Below are 19149 nucleotides of genomic sequence, written 5' to 3' on the forward strand. Positions count from 1 at the left end.
GCTCACACTAACGCTCCTGGTTGTAGGTGCTATCAGGGCTGAAGCCCTGGCCATTCGTGTCACTGCCTGCGGTGCGTCCCCGCTGGACACCACGGCGCAGGTTGCTCAGCCTGCCCCGTACGTCCTCGGGGTCGCGGGAGACCTGGGGGCCGCCCTGTGGGGTCTGTTCCGCGGTGCCCTCGACCAGGTTGGCCTTGGGCACCCGCCGCGGGAGCCCGGACGAGGTGACCCCGCCCGCCTTCGGCTCCTTGAGGCGCTCGGCGCGCTGCCAGCGCTCGTCGTTGGACGAGCGCCAGTCGCCCGGGCCCTCGCCCGCGGCGGGGGAGCTTCCGTTCCCGTTCGCGGCGGCGGAGCCCCGGCGGGGAAGGCCCGCGTCGGTCGTCTCGTGGACCACGGAGGGAGTCGGTCCCGGCCGGTCGAAGCCTACGCGTTCGGCGTCGGCCGCGTGGCCCGGTGCAGCAGATTCCGCTTCCTGGCCGTACTCGGGCTGATAGCCGTCGTTGCCGGGCCAGTCGTCCTGGCGGGACCGCTCCGGATAGGAGATCTGGGGGTCCTGGGAACCGTCCTGGTAGCTGTCCGGGGACGCCTGCTCCGGGTAGTACTGCTCGGCCGGCCGGTACTGCTCCTCGCGGTAGCCGTCCTCGGCGTACTGACCGGTGGCGTACTGGCCCGTGGCGTACGGATCGTCGGCGTACCCCTGCCCCTGGTCGTACCCGCCCTGCTGCTGCTCGTCGTAGCCGGGAGCCTGCTGCTGGTCGTAGCCCGGGGCCTGCTGCTGGTAGCCGTCCGGCTGCTGGTAACCGCCGCCCTGCTGGGACTGCTGCCCCGGCTCCACCTCGTCGCGGAAGAGCGGACGGTGGCCGCCGGGCTGCTGGGCCTGTGCCTCCAGGGCCGCGCGGCGCTCCTCACGCATCAGGGAGCGGCCGACCGGGTCGAGCTCCGCCTGCGTCTCGGCGCCGTCGCCGTGGTAGCGGCTGTCGTCGAAGCCGAGCTCCGCGGCGGTGCGCAGCGGCTCGGCCTCCAGGGCCTGCTGCTCCGGGATGATCGAGGAGACGGTGAACTCGTTGTCGTGAGGGGCGTGGTCGCCACCGCCACCGTGGGTGATCGCGTCCGGCAGCATGACCAGCGAGGTCGTGCCCGCCTGCTCGCCCGAGGGGCGCAGCTGGACGCGGATGCCGTGCCGGTCGGAGAGCCGGCCGACCACGAACAGACCCATGCGCTGGGAGATCGCGGCGTCCACGGTCGGCGGGTTGGCCAGCTTGTGGTTGATGTCCGCGAAGTCCTCGGCGGTGAGGCCGATGCCCTTGTCGTGGATCTCGACCATGACGCGGCCGTCGGGCAGCCGGGTCGCGGTGACGCGGACCTTGGTCTGCGGCGAGGAGAACGTGGTGGCGTTCTCCAGGAGCTCGGCGAGCAGGTGCACGAGGTCGGTCACGGCCAGGCCGTGGATCTCGGCCTCCGGGACGCCCGACAGCTCGATGCGCTCGTACTGCTCCACCTCGGAGGAGGCGGCGCGCAACACGTCGACCAGCGGGACCGGCTGGTCCCAGCGGCGGCCCGGCTCCTCGCCGGAGAGGACCAGGAGGTTCTCGCCGTTGCGGCGCATACGGGTCGCCAGGTGGTCCAGGCGGAAGAGGCTCTCCAGCTGGTCCGGGTCGGCCTCGTTGTTCTCCAGGTCGGTGATGAGGGTCAGCTGGCCCTCGATCAGCGACTGGTTGCGGCGCGAGAGGTTGGTGAAGATCGCGTTGATGTTGCCGCGGAGCAGCGCCTGTTCGGCGGCGAGCCGGACGGCCTCGCGGTGCACCTGGTCGAAGGCGCGGGCGACCTCGCCGATCTCGTCCGTGGTGTTGATCGGGATGGGCTGCACCCGGGTGTCGACCCGGCCCGGGTCGGTCCGCGACAGCTGGTCGACCAGCATCGGCAGGCGCTGCTCGGCGATGCCGAACGCGGCCGTGCGCAGCTGGCGCATCGCCTTGGACATCTGCCGGGCCATGAGCCCGGCCAGGATGAACGCGGCGAGCAGCGCGAGGACCACGATGGCGCCGGTGATGTAGGCGTTGCGCTGCGCGTTGGCCGCGATGTCGGACGCCTCGTCCACCGCCTTGTCGGCGAGGTCCGACTCGATGGTGCGGTACGCGTCGAACTTGGCGGAGGTGGTGGCCCACCAGGCCTGCCGCGTGACGCCCTTGCCGGCGAGCACCACGCGGGCGCTCGGCTGGGTGCTCTGCAGGGTGGCGAGGGCCGCGACCATCTTCTCCTGCGAGGGCGGCGGGACGAAGGTCTTGCCCTGCGCCTTGGCCTCGGCGGCGGCCTCCTTGGCCTGCTTCTCGCCGGCGGCCGTCAGCTCCTTCTTGGCGGCCTCCAGCTTGGCGACGTCCTGCGGGGTGCCGCCGCCGGTGTACTCCTCGATGGCGATGCGCTCGAGGTAGGCGTACGAGGAGAGGGAGGTGCGCTGCAGCGTCAGCGAACCGGTGCCGGGGCCCGGCTTGACCAGCAGATGGGTGCCGATGGACCGCTCCAGCGAGAGCGCGGCCTTGGAGAGCGAGATCGCGTAGACGGTCCGGCCGTAGCTGGTGATGTTTCCGGTGCCCAGACCGAGTTCGTTGGCGAACTCCATCAGCGGGTGCTGGATGGCGACGTAGCCCTCTTCGGTCTGCACGCCGGGAAGCTTGGTGGTGTACGCGGCCTGGCGCAGCGGTCCGAGCTTCGGCTCGACCTTGCGGAATCCCTCCAGGCGGCGGTTGAGGCCTTCCTTGTCGGGCATGTTCGAGGCGGCGGACCTGAACTCGGCGGCGGCCCGGTCGGTGGCCTTGCGCGCCTTGATGACGGTCGGATCGTTCCGCTTTCCGCTCAGCAGCGGGGCGGCGGAGAGGTCGCGCTCCTCGACGAGACGGTTGCCGTAGTTCAGCGACGCCCGCACCAGACGGGCGGTGTTCTCGGCGTCCTGGGCCTCGCTCCAGGTGTCGATGGAGCCCTTCACCTGGAAGCCGCCCATGACCAGGCCGACGAGCACGGGGATGAGCAGGATCGCGTTCAGCCGGGTCGGCACACGCCAGTTGCGGGGGGACAGCCGTCCACCGGAGGCGACCGGGGGCTCGTTTCCTGGCGCGGCGGCCATGTCGGCGGGGGACGCCGCTGTGCGCGGCGGCGGGGTGAAGTTGCCCCGGGTGTCCCCCGTGGGGGATGCCGCGGGGCTCGGCTTGCTTCGCCTCACTCGACCAACAACCTCTCGGCGGCGGCACTCACATCGTGCCGCTGTCGTCTCCAAGGCCCGTGCTACTGGGCAGTTCAGCGCATTCCAGCACGTCAGGGGCTGCTCTTCCAAACAGTGGGAAGTGAGCGTCCCACGTGGTGTAAGCCTCAGATAAATCGGTCATAAAGAGCGAGCCCCGCCAAAAGGCGGGGCTCTTGTGAGCACAGCGGCACCAGGTGACCGCGACGCGTGGCGGCCACCGGGCAATTCTCTGTCGAAACGTTATGAACATGGCGAGCGGCCGTGTCAAAGGACACAGATCGCTCCGGTCGGACTACGGCAACTGCCGTACTGACCTGCTTACTTGAGGCGTGCCATCAGTGCGTGCTCGACCAGGGTGATCAAGCCGCTCTTTGCGTCCGCACGGTGTCGCGCGTCGGTCGTGATGATCGGAGTGCCGTCCCCGATCTGCAGCGCCTCGCGCACTTCCTCGGGCGTGTACGGCTGGTGGCCGTCGAAGCCGTTGAGGGCGATGACGAAGGGCAGCCCGGAGTTCTCGAAGTAGTCGACGGCCGGGAAGCAGTCGGCGAGACGGCGGGTGTCCACGAGCACGACCGCGCCGATCGCGCCGCGCACGAGGTCGTCCCACATGAACCAGAAACGGTCCTGACCCGGCGTACCGAAGAGGTACAGGATCAGGTCCTGGTCCAGGGTGATGCGGCCGAAGTCCATGGCCACCGTTGTGGTGGTCTTGTCTCCGGTGTGGGTCAGGTCGTCGATGCCCGCGGACGCGGACGTCATGACGGCCTCGGTGCGCAGCGGGTTGATCTCGGAGACCGCCCCGACGAACGTGGTCTTGCCCACGCCGAAGCCACCCGCCACCACGATCTTCGCGGAGGTGGTGGAACGGACGGCGTCCGAGCTCGTGTCGCTAGAGCTTGCGAAGTCCACTGAGCACCCTTTCGAGCAGTGTCACGTCAGGCTGGCCGCCGGCGTTCTCGTCGCCGCCGGGCTGGTGGATGGCGACGAGCCCGGCCTCGGCCAGGTCCGCCACCAGGATCCGGGCCACCCCGAGCGGCATCGACAGCAGGGCCGAGACCTCGGCCACCGACTTGACCTCGCGGCACAGGTGGCAGATCCGCTGGTGCTCGGGGAGCAGCCCCATCAGCTGGGCCGGGTCGGCCGTGGTGCTCACCAGCGCCTCGATGGCGAGCTGGTAGCGGGGCCGGGTCCGGCCGCCGGTCATCGCGTACGGACGCACCAGCGGCTGGTCGCCCTCCATTCCGTACGAGGCGTCGCCGTACGGGTTGTGAGAGGCGGTGGGCGGGGTCATGGATCCTCCGGGCGGGACAGCAGGTCATCTGCGTGTGCCGTCTGACAGAGCCGGTGGGGGCAGTGTGGCGGCCGGACGGTTGGTCAGTACGTTCGGTCGGTGGGGCGGCCGAAGGGGTAAGGCTTCGGAGCGTGCTCGGGGCTAGTGGAGCAGGCTGCCCTGCAGCTCGGCGCGGAGGTCCGGGGTGAGGACGGCGCCCGCGCGGTCGACGAGGAGGGCCATCTCGTACCCGACCAGGCCGATGTCGCACTCGGGGTGCGCGAGCACCGCGAGGGACGAGCCGTCGGAGACGGACATGATGAAGAGGAACCCCCGCTCCATCTCCACCACGGTCTGGGTGACGGTGCCGCCCTCGAAGATCCGGGAGGCGCCCGCGGTCAGCGAGGTCAGCCCGGAGGCGACCGCGGCGAGCTGGTCGGCCCGGTCGCGCGGGAACCCCTCGGACATGGCCAGAAGGAGGCCGTCGGCGGAGACCACGACCGTGTGGGACACCCCGGGGGTGTTGTCCACGAAGTTGGTGATCAACCAGTTCAGATTCTGTGCCGCCTGGCTCATCGGACTCAACTAACGCTCCTGCTGGTGAGTGGGGCGAGGGAAACTGCCGGTCTGGCCGGAGCCGGCCTGGCGCCCCTGCTGGATACCCCGACGGAGATTCGTCAGCCGGCCGCGCACCTCTTCGGGGGCGCGCGAGACCTGCGGACCTGTGCTGTCCTGCTGTTGCTGTGCCGTGCCCGCGACCAGGTTGGCCCGCGGGACGCGGCGCGGCAGTCCGGATGTGGTGACGCCGCCCGCGGAGGGCTGGCGGACCCGCTCGGCCTGACGGCCCAGCTCGTCGTTGGGGGAGGAGCGCCAGTTGCCGGGCGCGCCACCGCCGTTGGTGGCGCCGTTGGCACCGGCCGGCGCGGGGGCGCCGCCCTGGTCCTGGCGCTGGGGGCGCGAGGGGAGCGGGCGCTGCGGCGGCTCGGGAGCCTGGTGGCGGGCCTGCTCGGGAGCCTGGCGCGGCGCGGCCTCGGGGGCCTGCCTGCCGTGCTGCCCGTGCGGGGCGGCGCGGTGGTTGCGCTGCTCCTCCTGCGGGGCCTGCTGCTGCGGGGCCTGCGGGGCGGCCTGCTGGTTCTGCTGCTGCTGGAACCAGTTGGTCTCCAGCGTGTCGAACAGCGGCGTACGCCCGTCGCCGGGGCCCGCGGGGGGCAGCGGCTCGGGCTCGGCGGGCTGCTGCGGCTGCGAGGACCGCGCCGGCATCTGCGGCGCCTGCTGGTCGCGCTGCGGCAGACCCCGGCCCGGCTGCTGCTGCCCGGGCGACTGCGGCTGCTGGGGGAGACCCTGCTGGGGGTCGCCCTGGCCGCGGCGCGGGGCCGGCGGACGCGGCACCGTGTAGTCGGGCATCTCCCGGTTGCCGTGCTGCGCGGGGCCGCCCGCCTGGTGCTGCTGCGGGTTCTGCGGCCTGCCCTGCGGGGTGTTCGGCCCGGGACGGTGCTGCGGCTGGTCCTGGTGCGGACCGGCCGGGGCGCTCTGGCCGCCGAAGACGTCCGAGCGGACGAACTGGCCGGTGGAGCCGTTGTCCTGGGGCGACTGCGTGCCGGGCGGCGGCGCGTCGAAGTCCGGGCGCGGGAACTCGGCGGTGGAGCCGGGACCCTGCCGGTCGTCGCCGGTGGGCAGCTCGTACTGGCCGGTGGTCTCGGGCTCCTCGTGCCCGCGCGGGGTGTCGAAGGGCTCGCGCGAGACCTGCGGCTGCGCGTTCTCGTCGCTCCAGCTGGGCACGCGCGGCTGCGGGTTGCCGCCGGGCAGCTCGGCACGCGGAGTGCCGCGGGGCGGCAGCTGGGGCCTGCGGCCCTGGTCACCGGAGTCCGCGGGCGGGTTCATCGCGTTCGTACGCTGCTGGGGGACCGGAGGCTGCGGCGCGTTGCCGCCACGGCCGCGCTGCGGCGCCTGCGGCTGACCCCCCTGCGGGGCGAGCGGCGGACGCTGACCCTGGCCGGGACCCTGCGCCTGGCCCTGTCCCTGACCCGTGTCCCGGGAGGGCAGCGCGGCCCGCGGGCCCGAGCCCGCGACCTGCTGGCGGGGCGCACCGGCGCCGAGCAGCCCCGGGCCACCGGACGCGCCGGGGCCTCCGCCGAGCGCGGGACCACCGCGGCCGGGACCGCCGGTGAGCCCGGCGTTGCCGTTGCCCGCGCCGGCACCGCGGCGCGCGGCGGCGGCACCGGCGGCGGCCTGCGCCGCGGCGGGGCCACCGGTCGAGGTGGGCGCACCGGGCTTGCCCGGCTTCTTGCCGCCCTGGGCGACGTCGACGGGCAGCATGACCAGCGCGGTCGTGCCGCCGGAGTCGGACGGACGGAGCTGGATGCGGATGCCGTGGCGCTGCGAGAGGCGGCCGACCACGAACAGACCCATGCGGCGGGAGACGGAGACGTCCACGGTGGGCGGCGACGCGAGCCGCTCGTTGATCGCCGCGAGGTCCTCGGGCGACAGGCCGATGCCGGTGTCGTGGATCTCGATCAGCACGCGCCCGTCGGGCAGCGCGTGACCGGTGACCTTGACCTTGGTCTGCGGCGAGGAGAACGAGGTGGCGTTCTCCAGCAGCTCGGCGAGGAGGTGCACGAGGTCGTTGACGACGCGTCCGGCGACCTCGGTCGCGGGGACCGAGGAGAGCTCGATGCGCTCGTACTGCTCCACCTCGGACGCGGCGGCACGCAACACGTCGACCAGCGGGACGGGCCGGGTCCAGCGGCGGCCCGGCTCCTCACCGGCGAGGACGAGGAGGTTCTCGCCGTTACGGCGCATGCGGGTCGCGAGGTGGTCGAGCTTGAAGAGCGAGGACAGCTGGTCCGGGTCGGCCTCGCGCGACTCCAGCTCGGAGATGAGCGAGAGCTGGCGCTGGATGAGGCCCTGGGAGCGGCGCGAGAGGTTGGTGAACATCGCGTTGACGTTGCCCCGCAGAAGGGCCTGCTCGGCGGCGAGGCGGACGGCCTCGCGGTGCACGTCGTCGAAGGCCGCGGCCACCTGGCCGATCTCGTCCCGGGAGTGCACACCGACCGACTCCACGGAGGTGTCGACGTCCTGCGGGTCCGACTCCGAGAGCTGCTTGACGAGCTCCGGCAGACGGTCCTGGGCGACCTTGGTCGCGGTGTCCTGCAGCCGGCGCAGCGAGCGGATCATGGACCGGGCGACGACGAAGGCGCCGACGAGCGAGACACCGAGCACGAGCAGGATCAGCGCACCGTTGAGGATGGCCGACTGCTCCGACTCGTTGCGCAGCTCGCGGGCCTTCTGCTCCATCTCGCCGAGCAGCGTCAGCTCGATCTTGGACATCGCGTCGATCTTGGTGGTGTCGGCGTCGATCCAGTCCTTGTAGGACCGCTTGTCCTGGAGCTTGATGCCGCCTTCCTGCTCGAGGACGCGCTTGGCGTACTCGTTGGCGGCCTTGATCGCCGGGTTGCCGCCGTCGATGGGAGCGGTCAGCTCACCGGCGTTGCCCGCGTAGATCTTGCTGAACGTCTGCAGCTCGGAGCGCTCGCCCTCGTTGGCGCTGAGGCCGAAGGTGCGGTCGGTCTCGGAGATCTTGCCGTACTGGCTGTCATTCGCCGGCAGCGCCGCGGCGATGATCGCGCGCTGTACGGACGCGTACTCCTTGGCCGAGGAGAAGGCGGCCAGCGAACGCGTGCGCTGGATCATGTCCGGGTTGCTCGTCGCCTGCGCCATGTCCTGCGACAGGTCGAGGAGCTGCTCGACGAGCTTGCTGTAGGCCTCGACGGTCTGCGAGGTCGTGCCCTCGCCGAAGGCCTTCTTGCGGACGTCGTTGATGCCCTGGAGCTGCTGGGTGATCTGGACCGCACTGTGCCGGACGCCGAGGAGGCCCTTCTCGCCGTCGGTGTCGTTGAGGTCCTGGGTGCCCTGCAGGAAGTTGCGGTAGACGCGGTCGGTCTTCTCGCGTGCGCCCTTGACCGTGTAGTCGGAGGCGTCCGCGCCGTGGGCGAGGGGGCCCGCCGACTTGTCGCGCTCCTCCTGGAGCGCCGCGGCCAGCTCGGTGGCCTGCTTGGTCATCTCGGTCAGCAGCTTCATGTTGTCGAGCTGCTGGATCTCGTCCATGGACGAGTTGATGCGGAGCGCGCCGAGGGAGGTCGCCGTGATCACGGGGAGCGCGAGCAGCGACACCAGGCGCGTGGAGATGCGCCAGTTGCGCAGGGCTATTCGCGAGCCGGGGCCGGTGGGCTTCTTGGCGCCGGCCGAACCCTTGCCCTTGGCGGGGGCGGCCGCCGCGCCGCTGCCCGTGGCTCCCTGGCGCGTGGCGCCGGGACCGCTGTCGCCGGGCGTACCCGGTGCGGGGCTCTGGGCGTGCTGGGGCGAGGAGCCGCGCTCCGGCTCCGCCGGAGCACTCCCTCGGCCGTGGTCGGCCTGGGGAGACCCCTTGCCATCCCTCTTGAAACGTCCCTGCACTAGCGTCGCAACCTCTGGACCAGGCGTCCTGCCGGATAACGGCGGGACGGTGTCGGCGTCGTGGGGCGGCGAGCGCCCCATGGGTGGTCGTGAGTGACCGGCGCTGCTCCCCCTTCCCGCCGCCACTCGGCGCTGCGTTGCGCCCCTGCGCGCCGGTTCGATCCCGCGGCGGTCCCGGGAATTCCAGCACAGTGCCGGATCTCCAACAAGGCCCGTGTGTCGCGCCACGACCTACGTGACTGGGTGTGAGTGCGGGGTCACGAGACGTAGAAAGTGATCTAGTAGAAAACGGACTCATGCCCACAAAGCTTCTACCGGTGGGGGGTGTCCCAGTCTTCATGATCAGGAGCGGAATGGTGCCTTCAGTGGCGCAATGTCCGTTTCCAACTGGCTGACCCTGGGCCGGAATTGACCCATTTGTCGGCTCACTCGTGAGCAAACTCACACGAAGATCATGGCGTCTTCCGGACTTTCGCCGGGAATTGGATGTTTAGCCTGACGCTTTACAGGGATGGCGCATCCGACAATCGCGTCCGCCACGGGCGCCCCAACCGACGAGGTCCGAACAGCAGATGAAGACGGTCAAGTCCACGATGTTCCGCAACATAGCCAACCCGCGCCGCACCACGCTCGCGCATCTCACGGACGCGGACGACTTCCAGGCCGCCCCGGCCCAGCCGGACCACGCCGCCGAGCTCCCGACCCAGACGGCCAACCCCAAGCGCACGATCCTGATGACGGTCCCGGAAGAGGCCGCCGCGTCCGCGGTCTGAGGCAAGGGGACGACGCAGCCCGTCCGGCGTTTGCGGACGAGCCGCGAAGCGGCGACGGGCCGAGCCGAGGGCGGGGGTACCGGTGAAGGCGCGGGCCCACCGAAGCGACGTCGTCAGCAGGCCGCAGGCCCCCGCGTTAGCCTGGAGCGTCATACCGCAACCACCCCAAGAGGCTAGAGCGTGCGCATCGCCAGGTTCTCCATCGACGGCAATGTCGGCTACGGCGTAGTCGAGGGGGAGAGCACCCCCGGCAAAGAGGGCGAGCTCGTCCTCGACATCATCAAGGGCATCCCGTACGCCGACTTCGAGCTGTCCGGCACGAAGGTCCCGCTGAGCAAGGTGCGCCTGCTGCCGCCGGTGCTCCCGAACAAGATCGTGGGCATCGGCCGCAACTACGCGGACCACGCCGCGGAACTCGGCAACGAGGTCCCCGACATCCCGGTCGCCTTCTTCAAGCCGTCCACCTCGGTGATCGGCCCCGGCGACACCGTCACCTACCCCTCGTTCTCGCAGGAGCTGCACCACGAGGCGGAGCTGGCCGTGGTCATCGGCCGGATGTGCCGGGACGTCCCGCGCGAGCGCGCCCGCGAGGTCGTCCTCGGCTACACCTGCGCCAACGACGTCACCGCGCGCGACGTCCAGCGCCGCGAGAACCAGTGGGCCAGGGCCAAGGGCTTCGACAGCTCCTGCCCGCTCGGCCCCTGGGTGGAGACGGAGCTCGACCCCTCCGACCTCACCATCCAGTGCACGGTCAACGGCGAACAGCGCCAGCTGGGCCGCACGGCCGAGATGGTCCGCTCCGTCGAGGACCTGATCGCGCACATCTCCGAGGCCATGACGCTGCTCCCCGGCGACGTCATCCTCACGGGCACCCCGGCCGGCGTCGGGCCCCTCCACGACGGCGACGAGGTCGCCGTCACCATCGAAGGCATCGGCACTCTCACCAACAAGGTGATCAAGCGTGGCTAACGCGACCCCCGTACGCGTACGGTTCTGTCCCTCGCCGACCGGCAACCCCCATGTGGGCCTGGTCCGCACCGCCCTCTTCAACTGGGCCTACGCCCGGCACAACGAGGGCACCCTGGTCTTCCGCATCGAGGACACCGACGCGGCCCGCGACTCGGAGGAGTCGTACCAGCAGCTCCTCGACTCGATGCGCTGGCTGGGCTTCGACTGGGACGAGGGCCCCGAGGTCGGCGGCCCGCACGCGCCGTACCGGCAGTCGCAGCGCATGGAGACCTACAAGGACGTCGCGGCCAGGCTCCTCGAAGCCGGCCACGCCTACCCCTGCTACTGCACGACCGAGGAGCTGGACGCCCGCCGCGAGGCCGCCCGCGCCGCCGGCAAGCCGTCCGGCTACGACGGCCACTGCCGCGACCTCACCGACGAGCAGGTGCGGGCGTACGAGGCCGAGGGCCGCAGCCACATCGTCCGCTTCCGGATGCCCGACGAGGCCACCACCTTCACCGACCTGGTCCGCGGCGAGATCACTGTCCAGCCGGAGAACGTCACGGACTACGGCATCGTCCGCGCGAACGGCGCCCCGCTGTACACGCTGGTCAACCCGGTCGACGACGCCCTGATGGAGATCACCCACGTCCTGCGCGGCGAGGACCTGCTCTCCTCCACGCCCCGCCAGATCGCCCTCTACAAGGCGCTGATCGAGCTGGGCATCGCGACCACGATCCCCGAGTTCGGCCACCTGCCGTACGTGATGGGCGAGGGCAACAAGAAGCTCTCCAAGCGCGACCCGCAGGCGTCCCTGAACCTCTACCGCGAGCGCGGCTTCCTGCCCGAGGGCCTGCTGAACTACCTGTCCCTGCTCGGCTGGTCCTTCTCCGCGGACCAGGACGTCTTCTCCATCTCCGACATGGTGGCGAAGTTCGACGTGGCGGACGTGAACCCCAACCCCGCCCGCTTCGACCTGAAGAAGGCCGAGGCGATCAACGCCGACCACATCCGCATGCTGGACGTGAAGACGTTCGCCGAGGCCTGCGAGCCCTGGCTGCGGGCCCCGCACGCCAACTGGGCGCCCGAGGACTTCGACGAGGCGGCCTGGCAGGCCATCGCGCCGCACGCGCAGACCCGCCTCAAGGTCCTCTCCGAGATCACCGACAACGTCGACTTCCTGTTCCTGCCGGAGCCGGTCTTCGACGAGGCCAGCTGGGCGAAGGCCATGAAGGAGGGCTCCGACGCCCTCCTGCGCACGGCCCGCGCCAAGCTGGAGGCGGCCGACTGGAGCTCCCCGGAGTCCCTCAAGGAGGCCGTCCTGGCCGCCGGTGAGGAGCACGGTCTGAAGCTCGGCAAGGCCCAGGCCCCGGTCCGCGTCGCCGTCACCGGCCGCACGGTCGGCCTGCCCCTCTTCGAGTCCCTGGAGATCCTGGGCAAGGACAAGACGCTGACCCGCATCGACGCGGCCCTGGCGAAGCTCACCGCCTGACCCCCGGCGCCCACGAAGGACCCGGAAGCCCCCTGGGGCTTCCGGGTCCTTTCGCATACCGTCGAAGACATGCCGATCAAAGCCGTGGTCTGGGACATCGATGACACGATCTTCGACTACGCGCGCGCCGACACCGCGGGCATGCAGGCGCACCTCGCCGCCGAAGGGCTCCTGGAGCGGTACGAGTCCGCGGAGCGCGCACTGGAGCTCTGGCGGCGGCTCACCCAGCGCCACTGGGCCCGCTTCGGCGCGGGTGAGGTCGCCTTCGAGCAGCAGCGCCGCGACCGCGTACGGGACTTCCTCGACGCCCCGGCGCTCTCCGACCCCGACGCCGACGCCTGGTTCACCCGCTATGTCGGGCACTACGAAGCGGCCTGGTCGCTCTTCCCCGACACCGAGGCGACCCTGCGGGCGCTCGCCGGTGACTACCGCCAGGCGGTGCTCTCCAACTCCGCGCTGGTCGTCCAGGACCGCAAGCTGACGATCCTCGGCATCCGCGGCCACTTCGAGGCGGTCCTGTGCGCCGCCGACCTGGGCTTCTCCAAACCCGCCGCGGAGGCCTTCCACGCGGTCTGCACGACGCTGGGCCTGGAGCCCGCCGAGATCGCCTACGTCGGGGACCAGCCGGAGATCGACGCGCGGGGCGCCCGGGACGCCGGTCTGGTCGGGATCTGGCTCGACCGCAACGGCGCGGCGGGGGAGGGCCCGTCGGGCGTGCACCGCATCACGCGCCTCTGTGAGCTGCCCGCGCTGCTGCGTGCGGATACCCGTTTTGGAGCGCCGTCCACCTTCGGGTAATGTTCTTCCTGCGCCGCCCGAGAGGGCCGAAAGGTCCGGCCGGGAGACGCAAGTCAAACAAAACCCCCACCGGGGGTTGCGCTTTGATGGCCTATGGTGTAATTGGCAGCACGACGGTTTCTGGTTCCGTTAGTCTAGGTTCGAGTCCTGGTAGGCCAGCTCGCAGAGCTCATCTGCAATCGCGGGTGTTCGTTCACGGACACAGCATCCGCAAAGCCCCCGTTGTGTAGCGGCCTAGCACGCTGCCCTCTCAAGGCAGTAGCGCCGGTTCGAATCCGGTCGGGGGTACAGATCCTTCCCGCGGGGACAGATCGGGTCGCACCCACTGTCCCTGATGCAGGATCGCTAGGGCCCCCGTTGTGTAGCGGCCTAGCACGCCGCCCTCTCAAGGCGGTAGCGCCGGTTCGAATCCGGTCGGGGGTACGGTTGGTACTGGACCTGGTCTAGACCACATTGGGCTATGGTGTAATTGGCAGCACGACGGTTTCTGGTTCCGTTAGTTTAGGTTCGAGTCCTGGTAGCCCAGCTGGATCAAGTGAATACGCAAGATCCTTGCCCCCGTTGTGTAGCGGCCTAGCACGCCGCCCTCTCAAGGCGGTAGCGCCGGTTCGAATCCGGTCGGGGGTACAAGAAACGACAGAGGGCCTTCCCGTCAGGGAGGGCCCTCTCGTTATTCCCCGGGCGCATGCCGCCCGTAGCGCCGGCCGGACTCCTCGGCCTGGGACATGCGGCGCAGGCTCAGCAGGACCGGTTCGTACAGCACGGTGAGCGCGACCGCCGCCTCCAACTGCTCGTCCGGCGACTCGTACCGCTCGATCAAGTCCAGGTCGGCGACGGCCAGTTGACGGCCCGCGCGCGCGTACGGCGCCAAGTCCGCCACGCCGCACGGGTATCCGAGCCGCGCCAGGGTGCCCACCGCGGTCACCAGCATCCGATAGGCCGGCGCCTGCGCCCCGTACTCCCGTGCGCCCTTCCAGCCGAGCTGCTCCAGCAGGGCGTCCACCGTCCGGCGCGCCTGCTCCTCGGAGGCGTCCGGCTCGGTGGACTCCGGGCCGTGCGGCAGGGCCCATACCGCCGTCCCCAGGCGGGAGTTGTGGTCCAGCGAGTCGTCCTCCAGCGCGGTGAGCACCTCGCGCGCCGACGCGATCGGCACCCGGCCCACCTGGACCAGCGCCCGCACCAGCCGGAGCCGCCGCAGATGGTTGTCGTCGTACTCGGCCTGCGTCGCCGTCACACGGTGGCCCGGCGGGAGCAGCCCCTCGCGCAGGTAGTACTTGATCGTGGCCGTGGCGACCCCGCTGCGCCGGCTCAGTTCCGCCAGTCTCATCGGTACGTGCCTCCTCTTGCGCTCCTCTTTGGAGAGTGGCACTATCCAAACATGGATAGCGGAACTATCCAAAGTTCGGCCGAGGCTTCATCAAGGGGGAACCGTCATGAGCGGCAAGCCGATCGAAGGGCGCATGACCGACGCGGCGGAGGGCGGCGTGGTCGTCTTCCACATCGGGATGCGCATCAACTCCTTCCGCGCCGTCCGCAGCTGGTGGCCCGTCTTCCTCGCGATGCCCCGCATGCTCAAGGAGCTGTCGCGGGACCGGGAGAGCGGAATGCTGGGCTACCGGCTCCTGTTCGGCGGGGCGCGCCTGTTGTATGTGGTCCAGTACTGGGAGTCCCAGGAGAAGCTGCTGGCCTACTCGGTGGCCCCGGACCGGACGCACCGGCCCGCCTGGGCGGCCTTCAATCGCCGCCTGAAGGAGGGCAGGGGCAAGGTCGGCTTCTGGCACGAGACGTTCGTCGTGCCGGCCGGCGCCCATGAGGCGGTGTACGTGAACATGCCGCGGTTCGGTCTGGGCGAGGCCGCCGGTGTCGTACCGGTCGGGCGTCGCGGGGACCGGGCGGCGGACCGCCTGAAGGCGGCCTGAGGCGGGACCCGGGGTACGAGAAAAGCGCCGGAAGGGACCGCCGCGGCGTTGAGGCGGTTCCTTCCGGCGCTGAGCTGTGTACGGGCCGGCGTTTCTGGCGCCGGGGGATCAGCCGCCGGTGCGGCGCAGGGCTTCGGAGAGGCGCCCGGCGGCGTCGATGACCGCCTGGGCGTGCATGCGGCCGGGGTGGCGGGTCAGGCGCTCGATCGGTCCGGAGACCGAGACGGCGGCGACCACGCGGTTGGAGGGGCCCCGCACGGGCGCGGACACGGACGCGACGCCCGGCTCGCGCTCGCCGATCGACTGGGCCCAGCCCCGGCGCCGCACGCCGGAGAGGGCGGTCGCGGTGAACCGGGCGCCCTGGAGGCCGCGGTGCAGCCGCTCCGGCTCCTCCCAGGCCATCAGGATCTGCGCCGACGAACCCGCCTTCATGGTGAGCGTCGAGCCGACCGGGACGGTGTCCCGGAGGCCCGAGAGACGCTCCGCCGCGGCCACGCAGATGCGCATGTCGCCCTGGCGGCGGTAGAGCTGCGCGCTCTCGCCCGTGACGTCGCGCAGATGCGTGAGGACCGGGCCCGCCGTGGCGAGCAGGCGGTCCTCGCCCGCCGCCGCCGCGAGCTCCGCGAGACGGGGGCCGAGGATGAAACGGCCCTGCATGTCCCGGGCCACTATCCGGTGGTGTTCCAGTGCCACGGCCAGTCGGTGGGCCGTGGGTCGTGCGAGCCCGGTGGCCGCGACCAAGCCCGCGAGGGTGGCCGGACCGGACTCCAGGGCGCTCAAGACAAGGGCCGCCTTGTCCAGAACGCCGACGCCGCTAGAGTTGTCCATGCGTCGATACTCGCGTCTCACTCTGTGAAACGCAAGTTCAAATTTCTGCGATACCCGCCACTCTGTAGGGGCGATCCGCGGACCAACGGATCGGCGGTCCACGTGCGGTACGAGGGGTACGCGCGTCGGCCACCACATTCTCTAGTTGAGCCGGCGAACCGGCCGGTCGGAGGGAAAGCGATGGGTAGGACACTGGCGGAGAAGGTCTGGGACGACCACGTCGTCCGGCGCGCCGAGGGCGAGCCCGACCTCCTCTTCATCGATCTGCACCTGCTGCACGAGGTGACCAGCCCGCAGGCCTTCGACGGCCTCCGCCAGGCCGGCCGCCCGGTACGGCGGGTCGACCTCACCATCGCGACCGAGGATCACAACACCCCGACCCTCGACATCGACAAGCCCATCGCCGACCCGGTCTCGCGCGTCCAGCTGGAGACGCTGCGCAAGAACTGCGCCGACTTCGGCGTGCGCCTGCACCCGCTGGGCGACGTCGAGCAGGGCGTCGTCCACGTGGTGGGACCGCAGCTGGGACTGACCCAGCCCGGCACCACGGTGGTCTGCGGCGACTCGCACACCTCCACCCACGGCGCCTTCGGCGCGCTGGCGTTCGGCATCGGCACCTCCCAGGTGGAGCACGTCCTGGCCACCCAGACGCTGCCGATGGCCCGCCCCAAGACCATGGCCATCACCGTCGACGGCGAACTGCCGGACGGCGTCACGGCCAAGGACCTGATCCTCGCGATCATCGCGCAGATCGGCACCGGCGGCGGCCAGGGCTACGTCCTGGAGTACCGCGGCTCGGCCATCGAGAAGCTCTCGATGGAGGCCCGCATGACCATCTGCAACATGTCCATCGAGGCGGGCGCCCGCGCCGGGATGATCGCCCCGGACGCGACCACCTTCGACTACATCAAGGGCCGCGCCCACGCCCCGCAGGGCGAGGACTGGGACGCCGCGGTGGCGTACTGGGAGACCCTGAAGACCGATGACGACGCGGTCTTCGACGCCGAGGTCTACATCGACGCCGCCTCGCTGGCCCCGTTCGTCACCTGGGGCACCAACCCGGGCCAGGGAGCGCCGCTTTCGGCCCACGTCCCCGATCCCGCTTCGTACGAAGACGCTTCGGAGCGCTTCGCCGCCGAAAAGGCCCTGGAATACATGGGGTTGACCGCCGGGCAGCCGCTGCGGGACATCAAGGTCGACACCGTCTTCGTAGGTTCCTGCACCAACGGCCGCATCGAGGACCTGCGGGCGGCGGCCTCCATCGTCGAGGGCCGCAAAGTCGCCGACGGCGTACGGATGCTGGTCGTCCCCGGCTCGGTCCGGGTCGCCCTGCAGGCCGTGGAGGAGGGCCTGGACAAGGTCTTCACCGCCGCGGGGGCCGAATGGCGGCACGCGGGCTGCTCGATGTGTCTGGGCATGAACCCCGACCAACTCGCGCCCGGCGAGCGCTCGGCCTCCACGTCGAACCGCAACTTCGAGGGCAGGCAGGGCAAGGGCGGGCGCACCCACCTGGTCTCCCCGCAGGTCGCCGCCGCCACCGCGGTCACCGGCCACCTGTCCTCGCCCGCCGACCTGTCCGACGCCCCCGTCACCGCCGGAGTCTGAGACCCATGGAAGCATTCACCACGCACACCGGCCGGGCCGTTCCGCTGCGCCGCAGCAACGTCGACACCGACCAGATCATCCCCGCCCACTGGCTGAAGAAGGTCACCAGGGACGGCTTCGAGGACGGGCTCTTCGAGGCCTGGCGCAAGGACCCCGAGTTCGTCCTCAACCGCCCCGAGCGCCAGGGCTCCACGGTCCTGGTCGCGGGCCCCGACTTCGGCACCGGCTCCTCCCGCGAGCACGCCGTGTGGGCGCTGCAGAACTTCGGCTTCAAGGCGGTCATCTCCTCCCGCTTCGCCGACATCTTCCGCGGCAACTCGCTGAAGAACGGCCTGCTCACCGTGGTGCTCGACCAGCCGGTCGTGGACGCCCTGTGGGAGCTGACGGAGCGCGATCCGCAGGCCGAGATCACGGTTGACCTGCGGGATCGCCAAGTCCGCGCGGAGGGCGTCACCGCCGACTTCGAGCTCGACGAGAACGCCCGCTGGCGGCTCCTGAACGGCCTGGACGACATCAGCATCACCCTGCAGAACGAGCCGGACATCGCCGCGTACGAGGCGGAGCGCCCCGCGTACAAGCCGCGGACCGTGCGGGTCTGACAGCGCGGAACACCCCCGCAACACCCTGACGTACCCCCAATCGTGGACGGTTGGGGGTACATCTGTGTGTGGCCCCCGGCCGGCCCCGCTGACCTGAACGGGTGGTCTCAACTCCCTTGTCGGACACGGAAGAAGAGGCCGGAAATCCCCTTGTACTCGGCGGGACGGGGTACCCTCGGAACGGCTGCGGACGGCGGCAGTTACCCCCTGCGGAGGCGACAACTCGCCCCAGATGGCACAATCGGTGCATGGGACGTGACAGCCAACTCGAGCTCTACGGGCTCGTCGCGGACCAACTGAAGGAAGCGCACGCAAGGGTGCGCGCACTGCAAGTCCCGGAGGGCGTACGGATGGCGCTGACCCGGAAGCTGCTGGTCATTACGGCCGCGGCCAAACACGATCTCGCCGATGCGGCAAGGCGTCTGGAGCGATTGATGGTGACTCTCGACGAAGCGGACGAGGGCCGATTCCCCCAAGACACCTGATCCGCAGCCTCAACGGGCCTTCGAGGAACTCCGAGATGGGCCACTCCGTTGCGGCACAAGGGTGATTAGCCCGTTTCGTGTTTGATTTGCGGTATATATCTGCCTAACGTGCGAAAAAGCCGGAGTATTTCGCTCCCGGCAATGTCTCCGAAGGGGAAGACGTGAACAAGGCGCAGCTCGTAGAAGCGATTGCCGACAAGGTGGGTGGCCGTCAGCAGGCCGCCGACGCCGTGGACGCGGTCCTGGACGCCATCGTCCGTGCCGTCGTCAGCGGTGACCGGGTTTCGGTCACCGGTTTCGGCTCGTTCGAGAAGGTCGACCGCCCGGCCCGTTACGCCCGCAACCCGCAGACCGGTGAGCGCGTGCGGGTCAAGAAGACCTCGGTTCCGCGCTTCCGCGCCGGTCAGGGCTTCAAGGACCTGGTCAGCGGCTCGAAGAAGCTCCCGAAGAACGACGTCGCGGTCAAGAAGGCGCCCAAGGGCAGCCTGACCGGCGGCGCTTCGGCGACCGTCAAGAAGGCCGCGGCCAAGAAGGCCACCGCCAAGAAGTCGGCCGCGAAGACCACGGCGACGGCCAAGAAGGCGACGGCGAAGAAGACCACCGCCAAGAAGGCCACCCCCACGGCGAAGAAGGCGGCCGCCAAGAAGAGCACCGCCAAGAAGTCGGCCGCGAAGACCACGGCGACGGCCAAGAAGGCGACGGCGAAGAAGACCACCGCCAAGAAGGCCACCCCCACGGCGAAGAA

16 protein-coding genes and 5 tRNA genes are annotated in these 19149 nt (G+C 70.5%); 14 read left to right on the plus strand and 7 right to left on the minus strand.

What is annotated here, in order from left to right; all coding sequences use genetic code 11:
• Positions 1–7 precede the first annotated feature (7 nt).
• The 5 genes from ACZ6B8_RS33705 to ACZ6B8_RS33725 form a co-directional block, all read right to left on the minus strand.
• Positions 8–3214 carry a sensor histidine kinase gene (locus ACZ6B8_RS33705; RefSeq protein ID WP_471609644.1) on the minus strand — a complete coding sequence of 1069 codons (3207 nt, stop codon included), beginning with the start codon at positions 3212–3214 and terminating at the stop codon, positions 8–10.
• Positions 3215–3553: 339 nt separating this feature from the next.
• The gene (locus ACZ6B8_RS33710) at positions 3554–4144 is read right to left on the minus strand and encodes a GTP-binding protein (RefSeq protein WP_355811597.1); all 591 of its coding nucleotides are present in this window, start codon (positions 4142–4144) and stop codon (positions 3554–3556) included.
• Positions 4125–4526: a DUF742 domain-containing protein gene (locus ACZ6B8_RS33715; RefSeq protein ID WP_055564453.1), complete on the minus strand. Its 402-nt coding sequence runs from the start codon at positions 4524–4526 to the stop codon at positions 4125–4127. Before ACZ6B8_RS33715 ends, ACZ6B8_RS33710 begins: the two co-directional genes overlap by 20 nt.
• A gap of 141 nt (positions 4527–4667) precedes the next feature.
• Positions 4668–5081 (minus strand): roadblock/LC7 domain-containing protein, encoded by a 414-nt coding sequence (locus tag ACZ6B8_RS33720; protein ID WP_030787430.1) that lies wholly within the window; start codon positions 5079–5081, stop codon positions 4668–4670.
• 9 nt (positions 5082–5090) lie between these two features.
• On the minus strand, positions 5091–8957 hold the full coding sequence (locus ACZ6B8_RS33725) for a sensor histidine kinase (RefSeq protein ID WP_471609645.1): 3867 nt from the start codon (positions 8955–8957) through the stop codon (positions 5091–5093).
• Between the two features lie 572 nt (positions 8958–9529).
• Between ACZ6B8_RS33725 and ACZ6B8_RS33730 the strand changes: the two genes are divergently transcribed.
• From ACZ6B8_RS33730 to ACZ6B8_RS33770, 9 genes are all read left to right on the plus strand, one after another.
• Positions 9530–9730 (plus strand): hypothetical protein, encoded by a 201-nt coding sequence (locus tag ACZ6B8_RS33730; protein ID WP_471086408.1) that lies wholly within the window; start codon positions 9530–9532, stop codon positions 9728–9730.
• A 180-nt stretch (positions 9731–9910) separates the two neighbouring features.
• Positions 9911–10699: a fumarylacetoacetate hydrolase family protein gene (locus tag ACZ6B8_RS33735; protein ID WP_471609646.1), complete on the plus strand. Its 789-nt coding sequence runs from the start codon at positions 9911–9913 to the stop codon at positions 10697–10699.
• The gene (gltX, locus tag ACZ6B8_RS33740; protein ID WP_471086414.1) at positions 10692–12170 is read left to right on the plus strand and encodes a glutamate--tRNA ligase; all 1479 of its coding nucleotides are present in this window, start codon (positions 10692–10694) and stop codon (positions 12168–12170) included. The genes ACZ6B8_RS33735 and gltX overlap by 8 nt, the downstream gene beginning before the upstream one ends.
• A 69-nt stretch (positions 12171–12239) precedes the next feature.
• Positions 12240–12968, plus strand: coding sequence for an HAD family hydrolase (locus ACZ6B8_RS33745; RefSeq protein ID WP_471609647.1), 729 nt, complete (start codon positions 12240–12242; stop codon positions 12966–12968).
• An 87-nt stretch (positions 12969–13055) separates the two neighbouring features.
• Positions 13056–13127: transfer RNA gene (locus ACZ6B8_RS33750), tRNA-Gln, on the plus strand.
• A gap of 56 nt (positions 13128–13183) precedes the next feature.
• A tRNA-Glu gene (locus ACZ6B8_RS33755) sits at positions 13184–13256 on the plus strand.
• Between the two features lie 62 nt (positions 13257–13318).
• Positions 13319–13391, plus strand: a tRNA-Glu gene (locus tag ACZ6B8_RS33760).
• Positions 13392–13422: 31 nt separating this feature from the next.
• Positions 13423–13494: transfer RNA gene (locus tag ACZ6B8_RS33765), tRNA-Gln, on the plus strand.
• A 28-nt stretch (positions 13495–13522) separates the two neighbouring features.
• Positions 13523–13595: transfer RNA gene (locus ACZ6B8_RS33770), tRNA-Glu, on the plus strand.
• Positions 13596–13638: 43 nt separating this feature from the next.
• On the opposite strand, the gene ACZ6B8_RS33775 is transcribed toward ACZ6B8_RS33770, so the two are convergent.
• Positions 13639–14295, minus strand: a complete 657-nt coding sequence (locus ACZ6B8_RS33775) for a MerR family transcriptional regulator (protein ID WP_471609648.1) — start codon at positions 14293–14295, stop codon at positions 13639–13641.
• Positions 14296–14401: 106 nt separating this feature from the next.
• On the opposite strand from ACZ6B8_RS33775, the gene ACZ6B8_RS33780 reads away from it, so the two are divergent.
• Complete coding sequence (locus tag ACZ6B8_RS33780) at positions 14402–14887, plus strand: DUF4188 domain-containing protein (RefSeq protein WP_471609649.1); 486 nt, start codon at positions 14402–14404, stop codon at positions 14885–14887.
• Between the two features lie 108 nt (positions 14888–14995).
• Here ACZ6B8_RS33780 and ndgR read toward each other — a convergent pair whose 3' ends face one another.
• Complete coding sequence (gene ndgR / locus ACZ6B8_RS33785; protein WP_471086423.1) at positions 14996–15715, minus strand: IclR family transcriptional regulator NdgR; 720 nt, start codon at positions 15713–15715, stop codon at positions 14996–14998.
• Between the two features lie 180 nt (positions 15716–15895).
• Here ndgR and leuC point away from each other — a divergent pair, with 180 nt between their 5' ends.
• The 4 genes from leuC to ACZ6B8_RS33805 all read left to right on the plus strand — a co-directional run.
• The gene (leuC, locus tag ACZ6B8_RS33790) at positions 15896–17320 is read left to right on the plus strand and encodes a 3-isopropylmalate dehydratase large subunit (protein WP_471086426.1); all 1425 of its coding nucleotides are present in this window, start codon (positions 15896–15898) and stop codon (positions 17318–17320) included.
• Positions 17321–17325: 5 nt separating this feature from the next.
• Positions 17326–17919, plus strand: a complete 594-nt coding sequence (leuD, locus tag ACZ6B8_RS33795) for a 3-isopropylmalate dehydratase small subunit (protein ID WP_471086429.1) — start codon at positions 17326–17328, stop codon at positions 17917–17919.
• Positions 17920–18167: 248 nt separating this feature from the next.
• Positions 18168–18404 (plus strand): SCO5555 family protein, encoded by a 237-nt coding sequence (locus tag ACZ6B8_RS33800; protein WP_471086432.1) that lies wholly within the window; start codon positions 18168–18170, stop codon positions 18402–18404.
• A gap of 161 nt (positions 18405–18565) precedes the next feature.
• The coding region (locus tag ACZ6B8_RS33805) for an HU family DNA-binding protein (RefSeq protein ID WP_471609650.1) at positions 18566–19149 on the plus strand (584 nt) is incomplete at its 3' end.

The sequence above is a fragment of the Streptomyces sp. NPDC041122 genome (assembly GCF_055592445.1).